The sequence below is a fragment of the Ruegeria sp. YTSC325 genome (genome assembly GCF_059609525.1).
The window spans coordinates 20,871-43,596 of record NZ_JBXWLY010000003.1; the positions used below are offsets into that span (position 1 = coordinate 20,871).

The 22,726-nt window shown below is 58.3% G+C and carries 24 protein-coding genes; 13 read left to right on the forward strand and 11 right to left on the reverse strand.

The features are described 5' to 3' along the window. Position 1: 1 nt before the first annotated feature. Positions 2 to 421 carry a cupin domain-containing protein gene (locus AC2FF7_RS05290; protein WP_480844877.1) on the reverse strand — a complete coding sequence of 140 codons (420 nt, stop codon included), beginning with the start codon at positions 419 to 421 and terminating at the stop codon, positions 2 to 4. Positions 422 to 507: 86 nt separating this feature from the next. Between AC2FF7_RS05290 and AC2FF7_RS05295 the strand changes: the two genes are divergently transcribed. Further along, positions 508 to 1,926, forward strand: coding sequence for a protein adenylyltransferase SelO (locus AC2FF7_RS05295; protein WP_496905321.1), 1,419 nt, complete (start codon positions 508 to 510; stop codon positions 1,924 to 1,926). On the opposite strand, the gene AC2FF7_RS05300 is transcribed toward AC2FF7_RS05295, so the two are convergent. Beyond that, complete coding sequence (locus AC2FF7_RS05300) at positions 1,902 to 2,813, reverse strand: FHA domain-containing protein (protein WP_480865709.1); 912 nt, start codon at positions 2,811 to 2,813, stop codon at positions 1,902 to 1,904. The two genes, AC2FF7_RS05295 and AC2FF7_RS05300, sit on opposite strands and share 25 nt — an antisense overlap. Before the next feature lie 193 nt (positions 2,814 to 3,006). Between AC2FF7_RS05300 and AC2FF7_RS05305 the strand changes: the two genes are divergently transcribed. From AC2FF7_RS05305 to AC2FF7_RS05325, 5 genes are all read left to right on the forward strand, one after another. Next, a complete protein-coding gene (locus AC2FF7_RS05305) occupies positions 3,007 to 3,711 on the forward strand; it encodes an endonuclease/exonuclease/phosphatase family protein (RefSeq protein WP_480865708.1) in 705 nt (234 codons plus the stop codon). Between the two features lie 75 nt (positions 3,712 to 3,786). Next, a complete protein-coding gene (locus AC2FF7_RS05310; protein ID WP_170752731.1) occupies positions 3,787 to 4,200 on the forward strand; it encodes a Fur family transcriptional regulator in 414 nt (137 codons plus the stop codon). A gap of 126 nt (positions 4,201 to 4,326) precedes the next feature. After that, positions 4,327 to 5,208 carry a DMT family transporter gene (locus tag AC2FF7_RS05315; RefSeq protein WP_170752733.1) on the forward strand — a complete coding sequence of 294 codons (882 nt, stop codon included), beginning with the start codon at positions 4,327 to 4,329 and terminating at the stop codon, positions 5,206 to 5,208. 124 nt (positions 5,209 to 5,332) lie between these two features. Continuing rightward, positions 5,333 to 6,610, forward strand: a complete 1,278-nt coding sequence (gene eno / locus AC2FF7_RS05320) for a phosphopyruvate hydratase (RefSeq protein WP_480865706.1) — start codon at positions 5,333 to 5,335, stop codon at positions 6,608 to 6,610. A gap of 325 nt (positions 6,611 to 6,935) precedes the next feature. Then, positions 6,936 to 7,103: a hypothetical protein gene (locus AC2FF7_RS05325; RefSeq protein ID WP_170354408.1), complete on the forward strand. Its 168-nt coding sequence runs from the start codon at positions 6,936 to 6,938 to the stop codon at positions 7,101 to 7,103. Positions 7,104 to 7,139: 36 nt separating this feature from the next. Here the strand turns inward: AC2FF7_RS05325 and AC2FF7_RS05330 are convergent, their stop codons facing one another. From AC2FF7_RS05330 to mazG, 3 genes are all read right to left on the reverse strand, one after another. Continuing rightward, the gene (locus AC2FF7_RS05330) at positions 7,140 to 7,589 is read right to left on the reverse strand and encodes a GNAT family N-acetyltransferase (RefSeq protein ID WP_480865705.1); all 450 of its coding nucleotides are present in this window, start codon (positions 7,587 to 7,589) and stop codon (positions 7,140 to 7,142) included. Further along, positions 7,586 to 8,524 carry a nucleoside hydrolase gene (locus AC2FF7_RS05335; RefSeq protein WP_496905322.1) on the reverse strand — a complete coding sequence of 313 codons (939 nt, stop codon included), beginning with the start codon at positions 8,522 to 8,524 and terminating at the stop codon, positions 7,586 to 7,588. The genes AC2FF7_RS05330 and AC2FF7_RS05335 overlap by 4 nt, the downstream gene beginning before the upstream one ends. A gap of 63 nt (positions 8,525 to 8,587) precedes the next feature. After that, entirely contained in the window at positions 8,588 to 9,445 is an 858-nt protein-coding gene (gene mazG, locus AC2FF7_RS05340) for a nucleoside triphosphate pyrophosphohydrolase (RefSeq protein WP_170354436.1), read from the reverse strand. 66 nt (positions 9,446 to 9,511) lie between these two features. Between mazG and AC2FF7_RS05345 the strand changes: the two genes are divergently transcribed. The 4 genes from AC2FF7_RS05345 to AC2FF7_RS05360 all read left to right on the forward strand — a co-directional run bounded on the left by AC2FF7_RS05345 (position 9,512) and on the right by AC2FF7_RS05360 (position 13,134). Beyond that, complete coding sequence (locus AC2FF7_RS05345) at positions 9,512 to 10,675, forward strand: M20 aminoacylase family protein (RefSeq protein WP_480865703.1); 1,164 nt, start codon at positions 9,512 to 9,514, stop codon at positions 10,673 to 10,675. A gap of 12 nt (positions 10,676 to 10,687) precedes the next feature. Further along, positions 10,688 to 11,653, forward strand: coding sequence for an agmatinase (gene speB, locus AC2FF7_RS05350; protein WP_170752744.1), 966 nt, complete (start codon positions 10,688 to 10,690; stop codon positions 11,651 to 11,653). A 63-nt stretch (positions 11,654 to 11,716) separates the two neighbouring features. Continuing rightward, complete coding sequence (gene speB, locus AC2FF7_RS05355) at positions 11,717 to 12,658, forward strand: agmatinase (protein WP_496905323.1); 942 nt, start codon at positions 11,717 to 11,719, stop codon at positions 12,656 to 12,658. Positions 12,659 to 12,729: 71 nt separating this feature from the next. Continuing rightward, complete coding sequence (locus AC2FF7_RS05360) at positions 12,730 to 13,134, forward strand: DUF1499 domain-containing protein (protein ID WP_480865701.1); 405 nt, start codon at positions 12,730 to 12,732, stop codon at positions 13,132 to 13,134. Here AC2FF7_RS05360 and AC2FF7_RS05365 read toward each other — a convergent pair. Further along, positions 13,075 to 13,362, reverse strand: a complete 288-nt coding sequence (locus AC2FF7_RS05365) for a hypothetical protein (protein ID WP_480865700.1) — start codon at positions 13,360 to 13,362, stop codon at positions 13,075 to 13,077. The genes AC2FF7_RS05360 and AC2FF7_RS05365 overlap by 60 nt on opposite strands. A 63-nt stretch (positions 13,363 to 13,425) precedes the next feature. On the opposite strand from AC2FF7_RS05365, the gene prfA reads away from it, so the two are divergent. The 3 genes from prfA (at position 13,426) to AC2FF7_RS05380 (ending at position 16,131) form a co-directional block, all read left to right on the forward strand. Then, entirely contained in the window at positions 13,426 to 14,481 is a 1,056-nt protein-coding gene (gene prfA / locus AC2FF7_RS05370) for a peptide chain release factor 1 (RefSeq protein WP_496905324.1), read from the forward strand. Beyond that, complete coding sequence (prmC, locus tag AC2FF7_RS05375; RefSeq protein WP_480865698.1) at positions 14,478 to 15,323, forward strand: peptide chain release factor N(5)-glutamine methyltransferase; 846 nt, start codon at positions 14,478 to 14,480, stop codon at positions 15,321 to 15,323. Before prfA ends, prmC begins: the two co-directional genes overlap by 4 nt. Before the next feature lie 238 nt (positions 15,324 to 15,561). Beyond that, positions 15,562 to 16,131: a DUF4167 domain-containing protein gene (locus tag AC2FF7_RS05380; RefSeq protein ID WP_170354398.1), complete on the forward strand. Its 570-nt coding sequence runs from the start codon at positions 15,562 to 15,564 to the stop codon at positions 16,129 to 16,131. Positions 16,132 to 16,187: 56 nt separating this feature from the next. Here the strand turns inward: AC2FF7_RS05380 and rsmA are convergent, their stop codons facing one another. The 5 genes from rsmA to lptG all read right to left on the reverse strand — a co-directional run bounded on the left by rsmA (position 16,188) and on the right by lptG (position 22,577). Further along, the gene (rsmA, locus tag AC2FF7_RS05385) at positions 16,188 to 17,030 is read right to left on the reverse strand and encodes a 16S rRNA (adenine(1518)-N(6)/adenine(1519)-N(6))-dimethyltransferase RsmA (RefSeq protein WP_170752754.1); all 843 of its coding nucleotides are present in this window, start codon (positions 17,028 to 17,030) and stop codon (positions 16,188 to 16,190) included. An 81-nt stretch (positions 17,031 to 17,111) separates the two neighbouring features. After that, the gene (pdxA, locus tag AC2FF7_RS05390; protein WP_480865697.1) at positions 17,112 to 18,077 is read right to left on the reverse strand and encodes a 4-hydroxythreonine-4-phosphate dehydrogenase PdxA; all 966 of its coding nucleotides are present in this window, start codon (positions 18,075 to 18,077) and stop codon (positions 17,112 to 17,114) included. Continuing rightward, the gene (locus AC2FF7_RS05395) at positions 18,074 to 19,324 is read right to left on the reverse strand and encodes a peptidylprolyl isomerase (RefSeq protein WP_170752759.1); all 1,251 of its coding nucleotides are present in this window, start codon (positions 19,322 to 19,324) and stop codon (positions 18,074 to 18,076) included. Before AC2FF7_RS05395 ends, pdxA begins: the two co-directional genes overlap by 4 nt. Then, complete coding sequence (locus AC2FF7_RS05400) at positions 19,315 to 21,477, reverse strand: LPS-assembly protein LptD (protein ID WP_480865696.1); 2,163 nt, start codon at positions 21,475 to 21,477, stop codon at positions 19,315 to 19,317. The genes AC2FF7_RS05395 and AC2FF7_RS05400 overlap by 10 nt, the downstream gene beginning before the upstream one ends. Next, complete coding sequence (gene lptG / locus AC2FF7_RS05405) at positions 21,477 to 22,577, reverse strand: LPS export ABC transporter permease LptG (RefSeq protein WP_170752763.1); 1,101 nt, start codon at positions 22,575 to 22,577, stop codon at positions 21,477 to 21,479. Before lptG ends, AC2FF7_RS05400 begins: the two co-directional genes overlap by 1 nt. Between the last annotated feature and the right edge of the window lie 149 nt (positions 22,578 to 22,726).

Below are 22,726 nucleotides of genomic sequence, written 5' to 3' on the forward strand. Positions count from 1 at the left end.
CTTAGCTCTTGGGTATATCGAAACCCGGCGCAGCCAGCTCGAACCCGTCGAACTCGAACCCCGGAGAAACCGTGCAGCTGACCAGCGTATAGGCGCCAGTACTGCGCGCAGCCTGCCAGTGGTTTTTGGGAACGATCAGTTGGGGCGCGCCTTGGGTTAGATCTGAGGATAGGAAATGTTCGGTCGCCGGGCCGTCATCCGAGGCGCTGAGCGACAATATCAGCGGATCGCCAGCGTGATACAGCCAGATCTCGGTCGCGTCGACACGGTGCCAGTGGCTGCATTCCCCCTCGGCCAGTAGGAAGTAGATACAGGTGCCGGTGGCGCGGCCTGCGTTGTCGGCGCGCCATGTCTCGCGGAACCAGCCGCCTTCGGGGTGCTGTTGCAGGTTCAGGTGGTCGATAATCTCTTGTGCGGTCATGGGGCCCTCGGGGTGTTTGGGGCGATTATGCACGGGATCGCGCGATCCGCTATGGTATTCACGCAGAGGAGGAATATGTTTGCCGCATGACCCTTACGATCCCGTTTGACAACAGCTACGCCCGCCTTCCCAACAGCTTTTACGCTCGGCAGGCCCCGGTGCCAGTGAGAGCGCCGCAACTGATCGCCTTTAACAGCGATCTTGCGGCGATCCTTCGTGTGAGCCCTGGTGAGGTGCAGGATATGGCCGAAGCCTTTGCCGGGAATACGCTACCCGAGGGGGCAGAGCCGATCGCACAGCTTTACTCGGGGCATCAATTCGGCAACTACAATCCCCAGTTGGGAGACGGCCGCGCGGTGCTTTTGGGCGAGACTGTCGGAACAGACGGCGTGCGCCGTGATATTCAGCTGAAGGGATCGGGCCCCACGCCTTTCAGCCGTCAAGGGGACGGGCGCGCATGGCTGGGGCCTGTGCTGCGTGAATATGTGGTATCCGAGGCGATGCACGCGCTGGGCATTCCCACCACACGAGCTCTGGCGGCTGTCGAGACCGGAGAGATCGTGCTGCGCGAGGGCCCAATGCCCGGTGCTGTCCTGACCCGTGTTGCGCGCAGTCATTTGCGTGTGGGGACGTTTCAGGTTTTTGCTGCGCGGGGACAGTTGGACAGCCTGCGCCGCCTGACCGAATACGCGATTGAACGTCACTACCCACAAGCCGATGGACCCATGGGCCTGTTGCGCGCCGTCGTACAGGTGCAGTCCGAGTTGATTGCGGCATGGATGAGTGTTGGTTTCATCCATGGGGTGATGAATACCGATAACTGTTCGATTGCCGGAGAGACAATCGACTACGGCCCTTGTGCGTTCATGGACAGCTATCACCCCAATACGGTCTACAGCTCGATCGATCGGATGGGGCGCTATGCCTATTCGAACCAGCCCGACATCGCTGTCTGGAATCTGGCTCAACTGGCCACCGCCTTGATCCAGCAGATGGAGGACAAGGACGCGGCGGTTGAGGAAGCGACCGAGATCATTCACGCCATGCCCGACCTGTTGCAGCAGAACTGGTTAGCACGTTTCCGGGCCAAGATCGGCCTTGCGACCAAAGAGGATGGCGATCAGCAGATGATCTCGGACCTATTGGCACGGATGGCGCAGGGGCAGGCGGATTTCACCAATACGTTTCGCGCGCTGGGTAGTGACGCGGCGCGGGATCAATTCGCAGATCCTCAGGCATTCGATGCATGGTCCGAGGGGTGGCATTCTCGCTTGGAACGCGAGGACGACTCAACGGCAACCATGTCCTCTGCGAACCCGGCCTTTATTCCTCGTAATCACCGCGTGGAACAGATGATACAAGCGGCGGTGCAGGGCGACTATGCACCGTTCCAGCGGTTGAATGACGTTCTTTCACGTCCCTATGAAGACCAGCCCGAGGCAGTTGACCTGACACATCCGCCGTCAGAGGCTGAGGTCGTTCACGCCACGTTCTGCGGCACCTGAGGGCGGCCCAGAATCTGGAATTGCAGACAAGCCTCTGACACGTCGATGGGCAAGGTCGGAGATATCAGCCCACTATCCGCCAGCATGACGGATTCGCGTTTGAGCTGGATTTCCCGTCCGGTTTCCGACTTCACATAGGTGCCCGACGTGCTGCGATCCGACAGGATCAGCTTGCCATCCTTCATGGTCAAAACCATGTGCAGGCGGGACACCCATGGTTGGCTCAGTACCACGTCGCAATCCGGTGAACGGCCTATCTTTAACTCGCCATTGTCCTGACACCGCCACGAGCGCTCCTCGTGGGACACAACAAGCGTCAGCCCCTCGGGTGCGTTGAAATGCGCCTCGGTTCGACCATAAGACAAGGGCAACCGCGTCTGGGTGAAAGTGCTCATGGTCGGGCTGACCAGAGAATGCGCGGCGAATAGCTCAGTCAGGCCCTTGAGGTTCAGCCGACCCAGTGGTTTGAGCATGCGGCGCAGGGAATCCGGCAACAACCTGGCGGCATCTTCACTGACGCATGCCTCACCGGGATTTGCCGCCGTTGCAAGGCGGGCGGTGATATTTACGGCCTCGCCATACACCCCTTTTTCGGCCAAAACGATCTGTCCGGAGTGGACGCCCACGTGAACGGACAGAGAAGTTTCAGGCGATCCCTCGATCAGCTCCAGCACTGCGTTTATTGCGGCATTGGCATCCAGAAAGTAGCTAAGGACATCGTCCCCCTTCTGCCCAACCTGCGTGCCGCCATGTTGGCGCAACACATGTCTCAACCGATCCAGTTCAAGTTGGATCAACCTTTGGGCTTCTGTGTCCCCGACAGCCTTGTAGAGCGGCGTGCTTCCCGAGATGTCGGCAATTACCAGAGTGGCGAAGGTGGTTTCCACGTGAAATCCTTAGGTTCAGTTTGCGGCACTCTAGCTGCGCAGAACAGTTTGCACACGCGATTTGCGCTTGTTTAACGCACTTTGTGGCGAAATTATCCTTTGAAAGTTGTTCTGTGCCTAACTCTTGGAAATTTCATGTTGCGCTGGGCGCAGGGCGTGGCACTGTTGGGGCTGATAATCAGCCCCGAACGCTATGACCTCTTTACCCACACTGCGTATTGCCAGCTACAATATCCAGAAATGTGTCGGTTTGGATTTCCGCCGACAGCCGCAGCGTATCATGCAGGTTATCGATAGCATGAAGGCGGATATCGTTGTTCTGCAAGAGGCCGACAAACGCCTGCCGCCGCGCCCGGCAGCCCTGCCGCACTTCATGTTGGACGAGGCCGGTTGGGAGATTGTCGATCTTGGAGGGGCGGGTAGTCTGGGCTGGCATGGCAACGCCGTGATCTGGAAAGGCGGTGCGATTGAGGTGCGTCAGACAGGCCATCACGATCTGCCGGGGCTTGAACCGCGAGGTGCGGTCAGAGTCGAATTTGACACCCCCATCGGCCCTTTGCGAGTCATGGGGATGCATCTGGGTCTATTGCCGGCTTCGCGCCGACAGCAAATTACTCATATCCGCCGATGTGACGAAGACCTGCACGATATGCCTACGGTTTGGGCTGGTGACTTCAATGAATGGTCGCGCCAGCCGGTACTGGACCATCTGGCGCCGGATATGCGTTTCCTGCCTCCGGTCCCCAGCTTTCCCGCCGCACAGCCGCTGGGTGCACTGGACCGGATCGCACTTGGTGCAGGGCTTGAGGCGGTGGTGCATGGTGTCCACGATGCGCGGCCTGCGCATATTGCATCGGATCACTTGCCCATCTGGGCTGATCTGCGGCGCTTGGCCTAAGATACAAATCCCCGGTGGCGCAGAGTGCGCAGACGTACTAAGACAGAGAACCGAATATATCCCCGAGGGTCACTCATGTCCGATACGATCATCGCCCGTTGCGAAGCCAAGGGCCTGCGCATGACAGGTCAGCGTCGTACAATTGCACAGGTGCTGCAACAAAGCGAAGATCATCCGGATGTCGAAGAACTGTATGCCCGCGCCTCAAAGGTCGATGCGGGGATCTCCATCGCCACGGTCTATCGCACTGTAAAACTGTTCGAAGAGGCAGGGATTCTTGAGCGTCTGGAATTTGGCGACGGTCGCGCGCGGTATGAGGATGCTGAACGGGATCACCATGACCACCTGATCGACATGCAAACAGGTCAGGTCATTGAATTCGTAGACCCCGAGATTGAAGCGCTGCAGGAAAAGATTGCTGCCAAGCTGGGGTATAAGCTGAAAGGCCACCGGCTGGAGCTGTACGGCGTTCCGCTGGAACAAGACTGATTCATCACGAATCCCGAACGGTGATCGCACGCGAATTCATGTTTCTCGCGTGGATATCTCTTGCCTGAGTGATGGGCTTGCGATTTCTGTGAAGGGGCGGGCAGCGCTTTTCTGACGGAACGGATCATGAATAACGTAAACGGCATTCTATTGGTCGTCGGCGCAATGGCGGCCTTTGCGCTTGAGGATATGTTCATCAAGCACCTGTCGGTGTCAGTTCCGACCGGTCAGATCATGATTCTTTTGGGCGCGGTCTGTGGATTGCTCTTTGCCATTATGGCAGTCGGCACACGCAAACGGATCTTTGACAGGGTCGCATGGCGCCCTTTGCCGCTGATCCGCGCAGGCAGCGAAGGGATAGGCGCGATTGCTTTCGTGACCGCGCTGGCTCTAGTCGATTTGTCCACGGTGGCTGCGGTATTTCAGGCCATGCCGCTGGCCGTGACTGTCGGGGCGGCGCTGTTTCTGGGGGAACAGGTCGGCTGGCGCAGGTGGAGCGCGGTAGGCGTTGGTTTCGTCGGGGTATTGATGATCATCCGACCGGGGCTTGAAGGGTTTCAGCCTGAGACCCTGTTAGTCGTTATTAGCGTTGTTTGCATTGCCGCGAGGGATCTGATCACGCGTCGATTGGATGCCGACATTGCGTCGTCGGTTGTGGCTCTGCAGGCTTATATCGCGGCGATTTTGGGTGGGCTGGTGCTTATGGTAGTTCAGACGCAACCGCTTGTCCCACTTGGTTTTGCGCAGATGGCGCCACTGATCGGGGCCGTCATCTTCAGTGTCATCGGCTACTATGGCATCGTCACCGCTATGCGAGTGGGCGATGCGTCGGCGCTGACTCCGTTCCGCTACACGCGATTGGTTTTTTCGATTGCCGCGGGCATGATTATGTTTGGAGAGCGACCGGACCTGATGACGATTGCAGGGGCCTCACTCATCCTTGGCTCGGGCCTTTACACTTTCCTGCGGGAACGTCGTTTGGCGCGGGATATGGCCGCTGTGGCCTGACGGATCGTCGCAGGTTTGCGCAAACACCTGCCGTGAATCATGTTAGCGATAACATGCGTGGTTTACTTTTTGCCTCGTGATGCTATGAGGCGTGCAACTTATTGCAGCCACAGGGACGGGCCTCATGAGCACGATTATCGACATCCACGCACGCGAAATTCTGGACAGCCGGGGCAACCCGACGGTCGAGGTGGACGTGATCCTGGAAGACGGAACCATGGGCCGGGCGGCTGTGCCCTCGGGCGCGTCCACAGGGGCCTATGAGGCGGTGGAAAAGCGCGACGGTGATAAGGCGCGCTATATGGGCAAGGGCGTGCTGGAAGCGGTTGCTGCCGTGAACGGCGAGATCGCCGAGGAACTGGTGGGTTTTGACGCTACTGAACAGGTTGCCATCGACCAGGCGATGATCGAACTGGACGGGACCGAGAACAAGGGCCGTCTGGGCGCAAATGCCATTTTGGGCGTGTCGCTGGCCACAGCCAAGGCGGCGGCGGATTTTACCACCCAGCCTCTGTACCGCTATGTTGGCGGCACCTCTGCCCGCGTTCTGCCGGTGCCGATGATGAACATCATCAATGGTGGCGAGCATGCGGATAACCCGATCGACATTCAGGAATTCATGATCATGCCGACCTCGGCCAGCAATATCCGCGAGGCGGTGCGCATGGGGTCCGAAGTGTTCCACACACTGAAAAAAGAACTGTCCTCAGCCGGACTGGCCACCGGTGTCGGCGATGAGGGCGGCTTTGCGCCGAACATCGCCTCGACCCGCGAGGCGCTGGATTTCATCCTGAAGTCCATCGAAAAGGCGGGCTACAAGCCGGGTGAAGAAATCCATCTGGCGTTGGATTGCGCCGCCACGGAATACTACAAAGACGGCAAGTACGTGCTGGCGGGCGAGGGGATCACACTGACGTCCGAGGAAAACGCGGCCTATTTGGCAGCGCTGGTCAATGACTACCCGATCATCTCGATCGAAGACGGCATGTCCGAGGATGACTGGGACGGTTGGAAAGCCCTGACCGACGCCATCGGCAACGAGGTGCAACTGGTGGGTGACGACCTGTTCGTGACCAACCCCGAACGTCTGGCCGAAGGCATTGATCGCGGCTGCGCCAACTCGATGCTGGTTAAGGTGAACCAGATCGGCTCGCTGACCGAAACGTTGCGCGCCGTCGATATGGCGCACCGTGCGCGCTACACCAACGTGATGTCCCACCGCTCGGGCGAGACTGAGGACGCGACCATTGCCGATCTGGCCGTAGCGACGAACTGTGGCCAGATCAAAACCGGCAGCCTCGCGCGCTCGGACCGTTTGGCCAAGTATAACCAGCTGATCCGCATCGAAGAGTCACTGGGTGAAGTGGCCGATTACGCCGGGGCGTCGATCCTGAAGCGCTGATCAGCGTGAAACAGATAAATCTGACCCGGTCTTTCAAGGAAGGCCGGGTTTTTCATTTTGAAACCCGAATCCTGTGGCAACTAGAGAGCTGTGTGCCTTTAGTCGCACCCCCGAAGTACGCTGCCGGGCCGTTCTTGTTCGCCTCAAAATTGCAGTCAGGTGACGCTAGGTAAAGAATCTTCAATTATTTCTAGAAAAATTGTGCTTCGATTCTAATCCCTTGGCATAAGATTGAGGCCATAACTCCAATTATGTGTGAACTTTTACCTATTAGCGAGACCCCGCCGCCAAGTATCTTGGAGGAACTACAGAAAAGGAGAATACCATGTCAGGTTCGAAATTCCTTCTCGCGGTTTCGTTGATCGGTACTGTTTTCATGGCGGCCTGTTCGGCGCCCGGAGTGTACCCAATTTCAGGTCAGTCGGTCTCGACTTCCGACCCCGTGAAGAACATGGATTCCCCCACCTATATGTACAGCGGTGAAATGCGCTAAGGCGCGTTCTCCGGGGGGCTGAACAAACAATTGCTATCAGAGCTTTTTGCTCATCAAAACATACCGATCGCGCGGTTTGAAGCCAGTGCGCATATACAATTTCTGCGCGGTTTCATTGGTGCGGTCGACCTCAAGATGCAAAGCGGTTAGCCCGGCTCCGGCCAAGGCTTTCGGCAAATCTAACAGGACCTCTGTGGCGATGCCGCGCCCGCGCACTGCGGGGCGGATGTAAATCTCGTCGATGAAGGCATCCATGCCGCCGAACTCGATTGACCAGCCGAAGGTCAGTATGACGTAGCCAAGCGGCGCACGGGCAGGGCCAATCAGGTAGACGCAGCCATGTGGAATGCCCTCAAGCAGCGGTGCCAGTGCTGCGCGCCTGTGATCGGTATCTTGGTCGATGCCAGCTTCGGCGTGGAATGCCGAGACGAGGCCGATCAACCTGTCCAAATCCTCGGGGCGGGCGAGTTTTAATGCTGCGCTCATAGTCTTGCCAGCCTTTCGGTGAGCAGGTCAAAGAACCCCTGCGCGTCGACGTCACCCATGAACATGGCGTTTGCAGGGCGATCTGTGACGCGCCACCAATCGGCTACGGTCATCCCCAGTGTCAGCTCCGATTGGGTTTCGATCTCGACATTGATAAGGCGACCCGAGAACAGTTCGGGGCGGATCAGATAGGCGGTGACGCAGGGATCGTGCAGGGGTGCGCCCTCCGATCCGTATTTTTCCTTGTCGAACCGTTCGAAGAAATCAGTCATCTCGGCCACTGCGTGTCCGACCTTGCTGTCCAGCGCGCGGAAGGCGTCGTTGCGGTGTGGCGTGACCAGCGCGTCATGGGTCACGTCCAGTGGCATAACGACGATGGGCGCGCCGGATTTGAACACGATATCAGCGGCTTCTGGATCGACATAGATATTGAATTCCGCCGCCGGAGTGATGTTGCCGACCTCGAAATAGGCGCCGCCCATCAGGATGATTTCCTGTATGCGGTCGACGATATCAGGGGCCTTGGTGAAAGCCGTCGCGATATTGGTGAGGGGGCCCAGCGGGCACAGTGTCACCGTGCCCGGTTCCTGCGCGCGCAGGGTGTCGATGATGAAATCAACCGCGTGCCCTTGGGCCAGCGGCATTTGCGGATCGGGCAGAATGGGACCGTCCAGGCCGGTTTTGCCGTGCACATGTTCTGCCGTAACCAGGGGGCGGTTCAGTGGCCGATCACAACCTGCAAAAACCGGCACGTCCGTGTGGCCGGCCAGTTCGCAGACGATGCGCGCGTTCTTGGCGGTCAGCTCAAGTGGCACGTTTCCGGCGACAGCGGTGATGCCCAGCACGTCGATCTCATCCGGGCTGGCCAGCGCCAACAGGATGGCGACGGCGTCGTCCTGACCGGGGTCGGTGTCGATTATGATTTTGCGCGGCATGGGGGTCTCCGAGGGGCTAGAAGCGCGGACACTCGCAAGTGTCACAGCACTTGTCCAGCGGTTTCAGGCCCCGGTGGGCACATCTACCGGCGGGAGTTTGCCATTGGCGCGATGCTCCTCGGTTTTCACCTCGTCCCATAGGGCGTCCATCTCGGCCAAATCGCTTTGGCTGGGTGTTTTACCGCGTTCGGCCAGGCGGGATTCGACCTGTTCAAAGCGGCGGGTGAACTTGGCGTTGGTGCGGCGCAGAGCGGCCTCAGGCTCGATCCCCAGATGACGGCCCAGATTGACGATCACGAACAGCAGATCGCCGAATTCATCTTCGAGCGCGTCGGCATCCATGCTGTCGCGGGCCTCTTCCAACTCGGCGGCTTCTTCGGTGATCTTGGCCAACACATGGCTGGCATCGGGCCAGTCAAACCCCACGCGCGCGGCGCGTTTTTGTAGCTTATGGGCGCGCAACAGGGCAGGCAGGTTGGCGGCCACACCGTCCAGTGCGCCTTTCAGTTCCTTTCCTGCACGTTCAGCGGCTTTGATCGTCTCCCAATCCAGAGTCTGTTGTTCAGCCGACTTGTCACGGGATTCGTCACCGAACACATGCGGATGACGCGCGACCATCTTGTCCGACATGGTGCGGACCACGTCCTGAAAGGTGAAATGTCCCGCTTCTTCAGCCATTTGCGCGTGAAAAACCGATTGGAACAGCAGGTCGCCTAACTCTCCCTTCAGCTCGTCATAAGCCTCGCGTTCGATGGCGTCGGCGACCTCATAGGCTTCTTCGATCGTGTAGGGGGCGATGGTGGCGAAATCCTGTTCGATGTCCCACGGGCAGCCGGTTTGCGGGTCGCGCAGGCGACGCATGATTTCCAGCAGACGTTCCATGCCAGCGTCGCTATCGTGGATCAGAGGATTTTCGGCCATTGCGAACCCTTTCGTTCCGGTGTCAGATGCATCCATTCCGCAGTCCTGATCAGGAGTCCACCCCAGATGCCCGTCGTCAACCGAATTGCCGATTTTGCCGCCGACATGACCGCATGGCGGCAGCACCTGCATTCGATCCCCGAATTAGAGTTTCAGTGCCACCAGACGGCAGCTTTTGTCGCCGACCGGCTGCGTGAGTTTGGTGTAGATGAAATACATGAGGGCATCGCTACAACCGGTATCGTCGCAATCATCAATGGGCAGGCCGAGGGGGCGACGATCGGATTGCGCGCCGACATGGATGCGCTGCCGATCCCGGAAGAAACGGGCGTGGACTATGCCTCGAAACACCCCGGTAAGATGCATGCCTGCGGTCATGATGGGCATACTACGATGCTGCTGGGAGCAGCCCGTTATCTGGCCGAGACGCGAAACTTCGCGGGCCGCGCGGCGTTGATCTTTCAACCTGCCGAAGAAGAGGGCGGCGGCGCGGATATAATGGTGCAGGAAGGCATCATGGACCGGTTCGACATCGCGCAGGTCTATGCGCTGCACAATGCTCCGAACCTGCCCGAAGGCGCTTTTTACACCACGCCTGGGCCGATCATGGCCGCGGTTGATACGTTTCACGTTCACATTCAGGGCGTGGGCGGTCATGGTGCCATGCCCCACGAAACCCGCGATCCGGTGATGGCCGCCTGTGGCATCGCTCAAGCACTGCAGACCATCGTCAGCCGCAACCATTACGCGCTGGACGATCTGGTGGTTTCGGTCACCCAAATTCATACCGGGTCTGTCAACAACGTGATCCCAGATACTGCCTATATCAACGGCACCGTGCGCACCTTTGACCCGGAGGTGCAAAAGATGGTGATGGAACGCATGGCGCAGATCGTTGCCGGGCAGGCGGCCTCATACGGGGTTGAGGCCGAGCTGGATTACGAGGTCAACTATCCCGCCACCATCAATGATGCAGGCAAGGCCGGATTTGCTGCTGAGGTGGCCCGCGAAATCTCGGGCGAAGGGCTGGTGGTCGAAAACATGACCCGCAACATGGGGGCCGAGGATTTCTCGTACATGCTGAACGCGCGCCCCGGCGCGTATCTGAACCTGGGGCAGGGCGAGGGCGCCGGGCTGCACCATCCTAAATACAACTTCAACGACGAAATCGCGCCTGTGGGGGCTTCGTTCTTTGCGCGGATCGTCGAAAAGGCACAGCCGCTGGGCTGACAAGGAAAAGACATGGGACTGGAAGACGCAAAAACTCAGGTGGATGAAGCATTCACCAACCCCGATCTCAAGGGGCTGTCGTTCGAGAATACGTTTGGCGGGGCAACCTCATTCCTGCGGCGGCTCTATACGAAAGATCTGAAGGGCGTGGATATCGCCGTGACGGGCGTGCCGTTCGATCAGGCCGTTACCAACCGCCCCGGCACAAGGCTGGGTCCGCGCGCCATGCGTGAGGCGAGCGCGCTGCAGTCGCCAGACGCGCCCTATGGTTGGCCCTTTGATGCGCTCAGCGAGCTGGCCATCGTGGATTATGGAGATATGGCCTATGACTATGCCAATATCCCGGCCTTTCCCGACACGCTGACGGATCATATCCGTACCATTCTGAATGCCGATGTGGCCTCGGTCACTTTGGGCGGGGATCACTATATCAGCTTTCCGATCCTGAAAGCCTATGCCGAGAAATACGGGCCGATGTCGCTGCTGCAATTCGATGCGCATACCGATACCTGGGCCGATGACGACATGACCCGCGTGGACCACGGCACGATGTTCTACAAGGCGGTGAAATCGGGGATCGTGGACCCGAAACGCTCGGTTCAGGTGGGTATCCGCACCACGAACGAGGACACTCTGGGCGTCAACATCATCGACGCGCGCGAGGTATACGAGTCCGGCCCTGCCGCTGTTGCGCAAAAGATCAAAGGCATTCTGGGCGACAGCCCCGTTTATCTGAGTTTTGACATCGACGGGTTGGACCCGGCCTTTGCGCCGGGCACCGGGACGCCCGTCTGGGGTGGGCTGAGTTCGATCCAAGCGCAGATCATCCTGCGTGACATTGCCGGGATCAACATCAAGGGCGGTGATGTGGTCGAGGTCTCTCCGCCCTATGACACATCGGGCGCGACGGCGATTGCCGGGGCCCACGTGGCGACGCAGATTATTTGCCTTTTGGGGTGGAACAAGCTCATGCCTTAACCATTGGTTAGCCATCTTTCCGGTATCACCTTAACCAAAAGGTCGGACGGGAGAGATACGGGCATGACACAGTTTAACCAACCCATCAGCGGCAATGATCTGGCGCGGTTTTCGGGTCCGAACACGTTCATGCGCCTGCCGCAGGCAGACTCGTTGGCCGGGCTGGATGTGGCCGTGCTGGGCATCCCGATGGATATCGGCACCTCATGGCGGTCGGGCACGCGGTTTGGTCCGAAACAGATCCGCGCCGAAAGCGCGATGATACGGCCCAACAACATGGCCAGTTTTGCCGCGCCCTTCGACAGCCTTCAGATTGCGGATATCGGCGATCTGGCAATCAACACGTTTTCGTTGTCCGACAGTTTGAAAATAATACGCGAAAGCTATGACGCGATTCTGGCGCAAAACGTGACACCAGTTGCGATGGGAGGCGATCACTCGATCACATTGCCGATCCTGCGCGCGATTGCCGCCAAACACGGGCCGGTGGCGCTGGTCCATGTGGACGCCCATGCTGACGTGAACGATGAGATGTTTGGTGAAAAGGAAACTCACGGCACCGTCTTCCGCCGCGCCTATGAAGAAGGACTGATCGTCCCCGACAAAACCTTTCAGATCGGTATCCGAGGCTCGGGCTATTCCGCGTCGGACTTCACCGAGGCCAAGGGCTGGGGGTTCAAGCAGTTCCCTGCGTGGGAACTGTGGCAACAGAATCTGACCGTGATCGGCGCACAAATCCGAAAGGAAATAGGAGAGCATCCGGTTTACGTTTCCTTCGATATCGACAGTCTCGACCCATCCTTTGCCCCCGGCACCGGCACACCCGAGATTGCCGGTCTGACCACCCCACAAGCGTTGCAGCTGATTCAGGCTTTGCGAGGGATGAATGTGGCAGGGTGCGATCTGGTCGAGGTGTCTCCGCCCTATGATCCTACGGGGAACACGGCGCTGACCGCTGCCAACCTGCTGTTTGAAATGTTGTGCATTTTACCCGGAGTGACGTGACGGTACGGGGTGTCAAACCTTGCAGAGGGGGCGCGTGCCGTTAGTTTGCCCTCAAAGCAAAGGGATAAATGATGAAGATGGTTCTTTGGCTGATCGTGGGGGCGGTGATCGCACTTGGGTTCTACATCCGACTTGCACCCTCGGACCCTGCGCGCTGGCATGTGGCGGTTGCTGGTGCTACGGATGAGGACATGCAGGGTGGGGTCATCCGTGTGGTCGAAACTGGGCCAGACGGCCTCGCAAAACTGGACGTGATAGCACAAGCCACACCCCGCACGACCGTTCTTGCCGGATCTGTCGAAGATGGAATGATCACCTATGTCACCCGTACCCAAGTAATCGGCTTTCCCGACTACACCACGGTTCAGCAGGACGGCGACGTTCTGCGTATCCATGCCCGCCTGCGCTTTGGACGTTCAGATTTTGGGGTAAACCGAGACCGTGTTGATGGGTGGCTTGCTGCGCTCCAGCTCTGAGGACAAACACCCTTCCGAGACCTCGCGCCACATCGGGACGTTTAGTGACATCTGGCACTGCGCCATGAACATGCGGCCATCGACTTGAAGGCAGATCATCTGGCCCAGATCCACGCGCGCGCCTGACTTGTCCGTGCAATAGCAGTCGCGCACCTTTCCGTCCGGCCCGACGTAATCCGCCATGGCAGGCACCGCAAACAGCGACAAAATCAAAATCAACCCCTTCATGACGGGTAGCTTAGCACAAGCTCGGCCCTTGACCAAAGCCGCAGATTAGGGGACACCGCCGGGATGATCCCCGAAGAACGCCTTGAGCAGATAACCCAGCGATTCCAGTATCTCGAAGCGGCCATGTCAGATGGTGCCTCGGGCGGGGATATTGCTGCTCTGGCCAAAGAATATTCCGACCTCAAGCCTGTGGTCGACCAGATCATGGCTTGGCGGCAACTGCACGCCGATCTGACTGAGGCTCAGGCGATGCTGGCTGATCCCGACATGAAGGAGCTGGCCGAAGAGGAAATCCCCGATCTACAAGCCCGTATCCCACAGGCCGAACATGCGCTGCAACTGGCGCTTTTGCCTAAGGATGCTGCAGACGCGCGCCCCGCGATGTTGGAAATCCGCCCCGGCACTGGCGGGGATGAAGCCGCCTTGTTCGCCGGTGATCTACTGCGCATGTATCAGCGCTACGCTGAGGCGCGTGGCTGGCGGTTCGAGATTATCGAGGAGCAGGCTTCGGACCTCGGTGGGGTCAAGGAAGTCGTGGCCCATATCAAGGGTGACAATGTCTTTGCCCGCATGAAATACGAATCCGGCGTCCACCGGGTGCAGCGCGTGCCCGAAACCGAAAGCGGTGGGCGGATTCATACATCGGCTGCGACGGTCGCAGTTTTGCCCGAGGCCGAAGATGTCGATATTCAGATCGACGCGAATGACATTCGGATCGACACAATGCGCAGCTCGGGCGCGGGGGGACAGCACGTGAACACCACCGACTCGGCAGTGCGGATCACTCACTTGCCGACAAGGCTGGTTGTGACCAGTTCCGAGAAATCGCAGCACCGCAACCGAGAGATTGCGATGCAGGTTCTGAAAACGCGTCTCTATGACCTGGAAAGGCAGAGGATCGACAGCGAACGTTCGGCAGATCGCGCCAGTCAGGTCGGTTCGGGTGATCGTTCCGAGCGAATCAGGACGTATAATTTCCCGCAGGGCCGTATGACCGATCACCGCATCAACCTGACCTTGTATAAGTTGGATCAGGTGATGCAGGGCGATCTGGATGAGGTGATCGACGCGCTGACCGCCGATGATCAGGCGCGCCTGCTGGCCGAGATGGCCCTATGAACGGTCTGCAAACAGCGGCTCAGGCGATGGTGGCAGCCACGTCTCGCCTGCGGGCTGCAGGGGTCGATGATCCGGCACGTGATGCGCGCGTCCTGCTGGCCCACGCTGCCCGAATCGAAGCCAGCCGGGTCACCCTGATTGCGCCGGAAGAACTGTCGCACGAGATCGCTGAACGCTATGATCAGCTTATTTCGCTGCGCGCCATTCGCGTTCCGGTGTCGCACCTTTTAGGCGAACGTGAGTTTTATGGCCGCAGGTTTCGCGTAAGTCGTGATGTTCTGGATCCGCGCCCTGAAACCGAGATTCTGATCGAGGCCGCGTTGAGCGCACCGTTTGATCATCTGTTGGATCTTGGAACGGGTTCGGGCTGTATTCTGATCACGCTGTTGGCCGAACGCGCAAGTGCTTCGGGTGTTGGTGTTGATCTAAGCGAGGCCGCCTGCCTGCAGGCGAGCGCCAATGCGGTTCAACATCAGGTCCAAGCCCGAGCCGAGATACAGCAATCAGATTGGTTTGAGAGCATAGAGGGGCAATTTGACCTTATCGTCTCAAATCCGCCCTACGTTTCGCTGTCAGAAATGAATGACTTGTCACCGGAAGTCCGCGAGCACGAGCCTCGTATGGCGCTGACGGATGAAGGGGACGGGTTAGGAGCCTATCGTCGCATTGCTGCCGATGTCCCGGATTATCTGGTCCCCAGCGGTCGGGTGCTGGTGGAAATCGGCCCGACGCAAGGTCACGCGGTTGCCGCGCTATTTCAGGCGGCTGGGCTGGCAGAGACGCGGATTATTCCTGATTTGGATGGCCGTGACCGTGTTGTCTTGGCCAGAATGCCTGGGTGACGGCACATACTGAGGCTGAAAAGCGCCGATTGATGTAAAAAAGCTGCGAATTTTGGGATAAAGCCCTTGTCTGAACGCGCAGGACATGTTTACTCAGGATTAGTCGGAGAGGTTGACGCTATTGCAGCGCACCCCTGACGCCAAGCCCAAAAAAGTCGACATCGCGTTCCGGCTAAAGCCTTTGAGCAATGCAAGATGCGACGTGATCGACAGTGAATGACAAGGCTGACGAAAGTAGATGAGATCTTCCAAATCCCGCTCGCGGGCCAAGAATAACCGCAATCGTCCTTCTGGCGGCAACGTTGTAAACCGGGTTTTTGACAGCTCGGGGCCGGAAGGCAAAGTGCGCGGCACGCCCCAGCAGATCATTGACAAGTACAACCAGCTTGCCCGCGACGCGCAGCTGTCCAACGACCGTGTGGCTGCTGAGAACTTTCAGCAACACGCCGAACATTACCTGCGTTTGCTGAGCGAAGCGCAGCGTGAAATGGAGGCACGTCGGGAAGAACAGGAACGCCAGAACCGCGAACGGCAGGCCGAACGTGACCGAGAACGCGCGGAGCGTCAGGAACGTGAAGCGGCCCGCCAGGCCGATCCGGCCGAAGCACCGCAACCAGACGTCATGGATTTCAACGCCGAAGCGGCCCCGGAATCCGGTTTGGTGGAAACGCCCGAGGCCAAGGGGTCTGATGTTCCCGAAAAGAAAGAAAAGCCTGCCCGCAAACCGCGTGCCCGCAAGCCCAAACCAGCACCTGCCGCTGAAGAGGCTACTGCCGACAAGGGTGATGCACCTGAGGCGGCCGAGTAGGCCACGTTGAATATGGAATGGAAAGCCCTGGTCAAGTGACCGGGGCTTTTTTGTTTTCAGCCCGCGCGGATTTGGCGCGCCAGTGCGCAGAAGGCTTCTAGCGGGACCTGTTCTGCCCGCTCGGTTGGTTGAATACCGGCGGCCAATAGGCGGTCTTCGATATCGGAAGCGACCCCTTTCAAGGAAGCGCGCAGCATCTTGCGGCGTTGGTTGAATGCGGCTGCGACGACACGCGACAGGGTTGCAGCATCCGCGGGATGCCGAGGTTCGGGCAAGGCGGTCAGATGGACAACGGCGCTTGATACTTTCGGCGGCGGGGTGAAAGCCCCAGGCGGTAAAGACATGGCGATACGCGCATCCGCCCGCCATTGCGCCAGGATGGCCAATCGGCCATACGCCTTGCTGCCGGGTCGGGCAACAATACGCTCGGCCACTTCGCGCTGAAACATCAGAGTCAGGCTTTGCCAGAATGGCGGCCACTCCGGAGGGGTCAGCCAGCGGACCAGCAGTTCGGTACCGACGTTGTACGGCAAGTTGGCTGCAACTCGAATCGGCGGGGTGAGATGCGCCATGGGGTCGATTTCCAGCGCATCACCATTGATGATTTCCAGTCGACCGGGGTAGGCGGCAGCAATCTCGTTCAAAGCTGCGATACAGCGCGTGTCTTTTTCAACTGCCACAACCTTGCGCGCGCCCTCTGATAAAAGCCCACGGGTCAAACCGCCGGGGCCGGGGCCGATTTCGAGAACGTCACAGGCGCTGAGATCACCGGCCTGCCGCGCGATTTTTGCCGTCAGGTTGAGATCCAGCAGGAAGTTCTGCCCCAACGACTTGCGGGCCGAAAGTTGGTACGCCGCGATGACCTCGCGCAGGGGGGGGAGTGTGTCGATTGCGCTCATGATCCGATTACCGTGGCGCGGGCTGAGGTAAAGCGCCAGTTTTTTTGCCTCTGGCGGGGATATTTTTTGCCAGGTGAAGGATCAAGCGCTTTTTGCCATGCGTTGGGCCAGTTTAAGGGCTTCGATCATACTGGATGGGTTGGCAATGCCTTTTCCGGCAATATCCAGCGCCGTGCCGTGATCCGGCGAGGTGCGTATGAAGGGCAATCCCAGCGTGACATTCACACCCATGTCGAAATCGAGGGTCTTGATCGGGATAAGCGCCTGATCGTGATACATCGCAACTGCTGCGTCGTACCTGGCGCGGGCCGCTGCGTGAAACATCGTGTCGGCAGGATGCGGGCCGGTGACCGTGTAGTCATCTTGCGGCAAGGCTTGGATCAGCGGCGCGATCCAGTCAAGCTCCTCATGTCCCATTTTGCCGCCTTCGCCTGCATGTGGATTCAAGCCAGCCACACTGATGCGAGGTTTTCTGATGCCGAATTGTGCACGCAGACCTTTGGCTGTGATCTCGATCGTTTCGCGCAAAAGATCTGGTGTCAGAGCGGCAGGAACGCGGGACAGAGGAATGTGGATCGTGGCAGGCACCACCCTAAGTTGGTCGCTGGCCAGCATCATCACGACGCGTTGCTGTCCTGCGAGGGCTGCAAGAAACTCGGTATGTCCGGGGTAAGCAAAGTCCGCGCCTTCCATCAGGGCCTTTTTATGGATCGGTGCCGTACAAAGCGCTGCGGCTCGACCGGACTGAACCATAGATACGCCGAGTTCGATCGCGTCGATAACGCTGGGCGCGTTGGCCGCAACGGGTTGGCCTGGTGTGTTGGCAGACGGAAAATCAAGGTGCAGCACAGGCAGGGCCGTCGCGCAGATCGCGGTCGCCTCAGAAAAATCTGTGATCCTCTGAATGGGCGTACCGGCAGGAAGATGGTTGGCATCTCCAATGTAGACAAAGGGGCATGTTCCGCGTAGCTCTGCCCAGGCTTTTGCGGCGATCTCTGGGCCTATGCCTGCGGGATCACCACAACTCAGCGCGATTGGGGCTATCATTGCTCGATGATCGTTGCGTCCGCACGCAATTGCTCGAGTAGGCTTTCGGCAAAGGCAGTCAGACGTTGTTGGGTCAGAGCATTGGCGACATCCGCGCGCGAAGTTTCCTCGCCCCGGTCCAGAGTACGTGTGCACAGCATCAGGAATTTCAGCGTCTGGCCATTGTTGCCGGTCAGCGCGGTCGAGACCTCGTTCAAGTCCAGTTTCGATAATTCAAGTGCGACATCGCGAGGGATTTCCGACGGGCTGGCTTCAATCCGTTGCAGAACGTTTTCCGGTTGGTCTTTTGCAAGGCCATAGAGATCATCGCAATTATCAACCTCTTCGCGCAGATCGGCAGCACGGGCCAGTGTTTCCGCGCTGCGGCCACCGGGAAGGTTGTAGATCGCGTAGTCGATTTTTGAATAGGTCGGAGTACCCGACGCAAGTTCGCGTAGGCCCCGAAGCTGAAACAGAGCGACTGCGTTTGGCAAAGAAATGGGTTGCGTTATTTCGCCATTCTTCAAACCAATGATGACCGGTTGCAGGGCGGGTGGCAGGTCGGTCAGGTTCAGCCAGTCTAACCGCCCCCCGTTGGTCCGGGTACCTGCCGCGGAATACTGCGTCGCAGCTGCCGAGAACGCATCGAATCCTTCCAGAAGTGCGATCTCTTCAGCCAACAATTCGACCTGTGCAACCGTTTGCTGATTTACGGGAATGATGACTTCGGACAGCAGAACTTGCAGCCCGCCACTGCCCGATTGACCAAGAGCACGGTTGACCTCGTCTTCTGATGGGCGCGCCTGCGACAGGAATCTCGCGCTGATAAAGTCGCGCCACGACAGTTGGTCGGCCACAAAATCGCGGACGGTCTCGCGCGAAACACCTGCCTCGGACAGAAGCTGAAGGAACTCATCCGTCGACAAGCGACCGCGGGCAGCAAATTCGTCAATGCCCAGCTGAACGGCCTCGGGGCTGGCAGATATCCCAGCTGCGCTCATGGCTTGTTTGCGCAGACGATCGTCGATCAGGGCTTGGCGAACCTCGGCGTCCGACGCTCCGGGCGCGCCAAGTACGGTCAAAAACTGCTGGCGCTGCTCAAGTTCGTACCATGTGACGATATCCTGATTGACCTTGATGGCTGGGGAAAACAGGCTCTGGGCCAGGCCCGGCGACACGCTCAGACACAAAGATACGACCGCAACATATGCGACTGGCCTGATCACAGCGGATCGGATGAGATTGGAGAAACCTGAAATCAACTGCATCTTCTCTTGAACTCTTGGCCACCACCTTCAACGGAGTATCCCGTCAGGGCTACCGTAAAGCCGAATTCAGTGGAAGGCTCAATACTAGATGACGAAGTAAAACGTCTGCTGACGGTCATGTTAACCTGCACGCATTCATTCTGGTACGTAACACCCAAGCCATACCGAATGGGTTCAGACTCGCTCAGATCGTAACGGGCGACGGCTTGGGTTAGCCAGTTCTGGTCGACCCTATAGCGTCCATCCAATCGAATTTCGGATATTTCATCGTCCACGTTCTCGTCTGGGTCTGGCTCCTGCCAGATATAGCTGCCCGACAACCTAACGGTTTTTTGCTGCCAGGCCGCGCGCATTTCGGCTTTGGCAAAACTGAAATCTCCGTTCAGCAAGCCGCGGCCTGCAAGTGACCACCCATTTGCGGTTTGCAATTGACCTGCAAGCAGCAGATCCGACGATGTTCCCTGCAGTCCCGATGTCAGATTGAACTCTGGGTCGGGATCTGCGCGAAACACTTGCCCGACAGTGGCCAAAGCCCGGCGACCGTTCGCTCCGTAGCGCGCCCAGTTGACACCAATGACGCCGGTTGCCCCATCTTCGCGTCGATCCGGGGCTGGAAATCGGGACAGCGACAGCAAGTTGCCCTGATCGAATTCCTGAAACGTACTTTCGTCGATTGGCACATCATTGGTCGAGACTTGCGTCCAACCGATCTGAGCAATTGGCTCCAGCACCTGCGTAGCCCCGGATTGCTCGCGCCGTGCCATGGGATAGCGCAGGGTCAACGCCGCCCGGGGGGTGGTGCGGGTTTCTTGATCAGGGAAATTGCTGTCGTGGCGGATGTTGAACGTGTCAATCGAGGCCCCGAACCGTGCGTCCGCACGCAGACCCGAGGTGAAGATCCAACTGCGCAGCCATTCCGCGTCAAAGGTTGCTCGGGCCACATCTCGACCAACGACGTCCTCGTCACTTGTGCGTTCATGGGCGTGTGTAATGAAACTCAGCCGTGTTTCGCCGCCGATCGAAGTCGGAAAGTGGCGTTTCTGATAGTACAGATCGAATACACGAGATGGAATTTCGTCCTGATCTTCGCTGTCGCGCAAGGTTTTGTAGTGGATAAAGCTGGTGCGGAAGGCGGTGTCGCGTTTTATCCGCTCTAGCGCAACTTCGCTGCGCAGGCGGTCGAAATCGGGCAGGCCATAATCGGCCAGGTAGGCGTCATCGGACGTGGTTTTAATGTTGAACGTGAACCGATAGCCGTCATTCAGATTGAAAAAGCCATCTGCGAAGAAGTAACCGCGATCCTCTCCGGGCTGAAGATCGTCACGGGTGTGTGCGCCCAACAAGCGAAGTCGCCCACGCTTGAACGCCTGACGATACCGATACCCCAGCGTCCGAGTTTTTGAGGACAGATAGGGCGTCAATGTCAGGTCTTTGTGGTCTCCTAGCTTGAAGAAATATGGAACCTGAAGCCCCGTGCCCAACTGCGACGTTGTGCGAATCGAAGGCACCAGGAAACCAGTTGCCCGGTCCAGAGTGGGGTCAGGCAGACGCAAATAAGGGAAATAGAAGACCGGCAGGTCCAGAATTCGGAATTGTGCGCCTTCGAAATATAGTTGTCGTTCAAGCTGATCGTGGGTGACCTTGCGGGCCCTGATTTGCCATAAAGGCGGTCGGCCATCAGAACAAACATGACATGACGTGGCCGATACCTTGCTGAACTGTGTGTATCTGCCACCTGCGCGCGTAGCTTGAACCGATGCGACTTGGACCTGTTGGTCAAACACCATCCGCGCACCGATCAGCAAGCCGTTCTGAATACCGTCGTCCAGTTCAGCCGAATCCGCCAGAATCGTGGTTGAGCCGCCCTGATCAATGCGCACGGGGCCATCTAGGGTGAGTTGCCCGGTGTCCCGGTCATATGTGACCCGTTCAGCGGTAATTTTTGCATCGCCTTGAAATGCCTCGACATTACCTTCGGCGACCAGAACACGTTCGGGCGTGATGAAAATCCTGTCCGCAACCAGCAGGGCTGGCTGCTCTTCCTGCGTGGCGTCCGTAGGCGCGTTCACACCTGTTGGGGATTGTGCGTAGATCGTCGCGGGCAAGGTGATCGCGATGGCTGCCGACAACAGAAGGCTGGGAAGCAACCGCATCAGCCGTCCTCCGCGTGAAGCAAGAGACCAAGCGACAACAGTATAGCAGCGAAAGGCGGAGCCCAGGCCGCGACGATAATAGGCAATTGACCGTTTTCCCCCAATATTTGGGCAAAGTTGCGCACGAAATAAATCGCGAATCCCAGAAGAACTGCAGATAGGACCGCAATTCCAGTGCCGCCAAATCTCACATGGCGCATGGTGAAGGCCGCGCCGATAAGAACCATCGAAACCAGAAAGAAGGGCCGCGCCAGTTGCACTTGCAACCAGACTTCGTATTGCTTGGTTGAAAAACCAGCCTCGCGCAGATCCCGGATCAACTCGGGCAGATCATAAACCGAAACGGATCCCTGCTGCCCCAATGTGTCGAGAATGCGCTGCCGTGTAAGCGACGTCGGAACCTCGAGCTGTTCGTGAACGACCGAGTTACTCTCGGGGTTTGTGTCTTCCTCGAGGGACCAGACCTTGGCATTGTCCAATACCCATTTGCCCGGCCTCAGCTCGGCATTGTCGGCCGAGACTTGCTGGGTCGGGGTTCCTTCCTGTGAGAAAGTGATGATCGTCACGTTATTTAGCTTCAGTGTTTCACCGTTGGACGTACCTTTGGCGTGAATTACGGACTGACCGTTCTGTGATCCCTGGCGTAGCCACAAGCCCTCGCTGCTGATTGAAAACGCTGACGTGCCGTTGTTGCGGTAAGAGTCGGACAGGCGATTGTATTCCTCGGATGTCGCCGCGGAGATCGGGTTCAGCAGAGCTACGGCCATGGCTCCGATCAATAGGGCCAGTGCGACTGGCGCTAATAAAGACCGTATGCCTGAGCGACCAATCGCGCGGGTAACGACCAGTTCAGAACTGCGCGCCAGCCCAACGAACAGAGCGATCGTTGCTAGGATAACCAGCAAGGGCAGCATTTCGCTGATCGCAGCTGGTGTGTTCAGCAAGGTCAGATGCAGCAAGCGCCCGAATGAAAGGTTTTCGTCGTCGAACCGGCGGGCCTGTTCGATCAGGTCGATCAGAATCAGCAACGTCAGGAAAATGCCGCCGATCACCATAAAGTTCTGCAAGAAGCGGCGGGCAAAGTATCGGTCGAGGATCACGGCAGACCCCTCGCCATTCCTGCTAACGCGAAAAAACCACTAGCCCTCAGGTCAGAATCACAACCGTTCGCGCCTTGCCGCGACGGCATATGCCTGCCCTGTCTTGCCACTTTGTTCTCCCCCGAACCTGCCGGAATTTTTTCTGGACT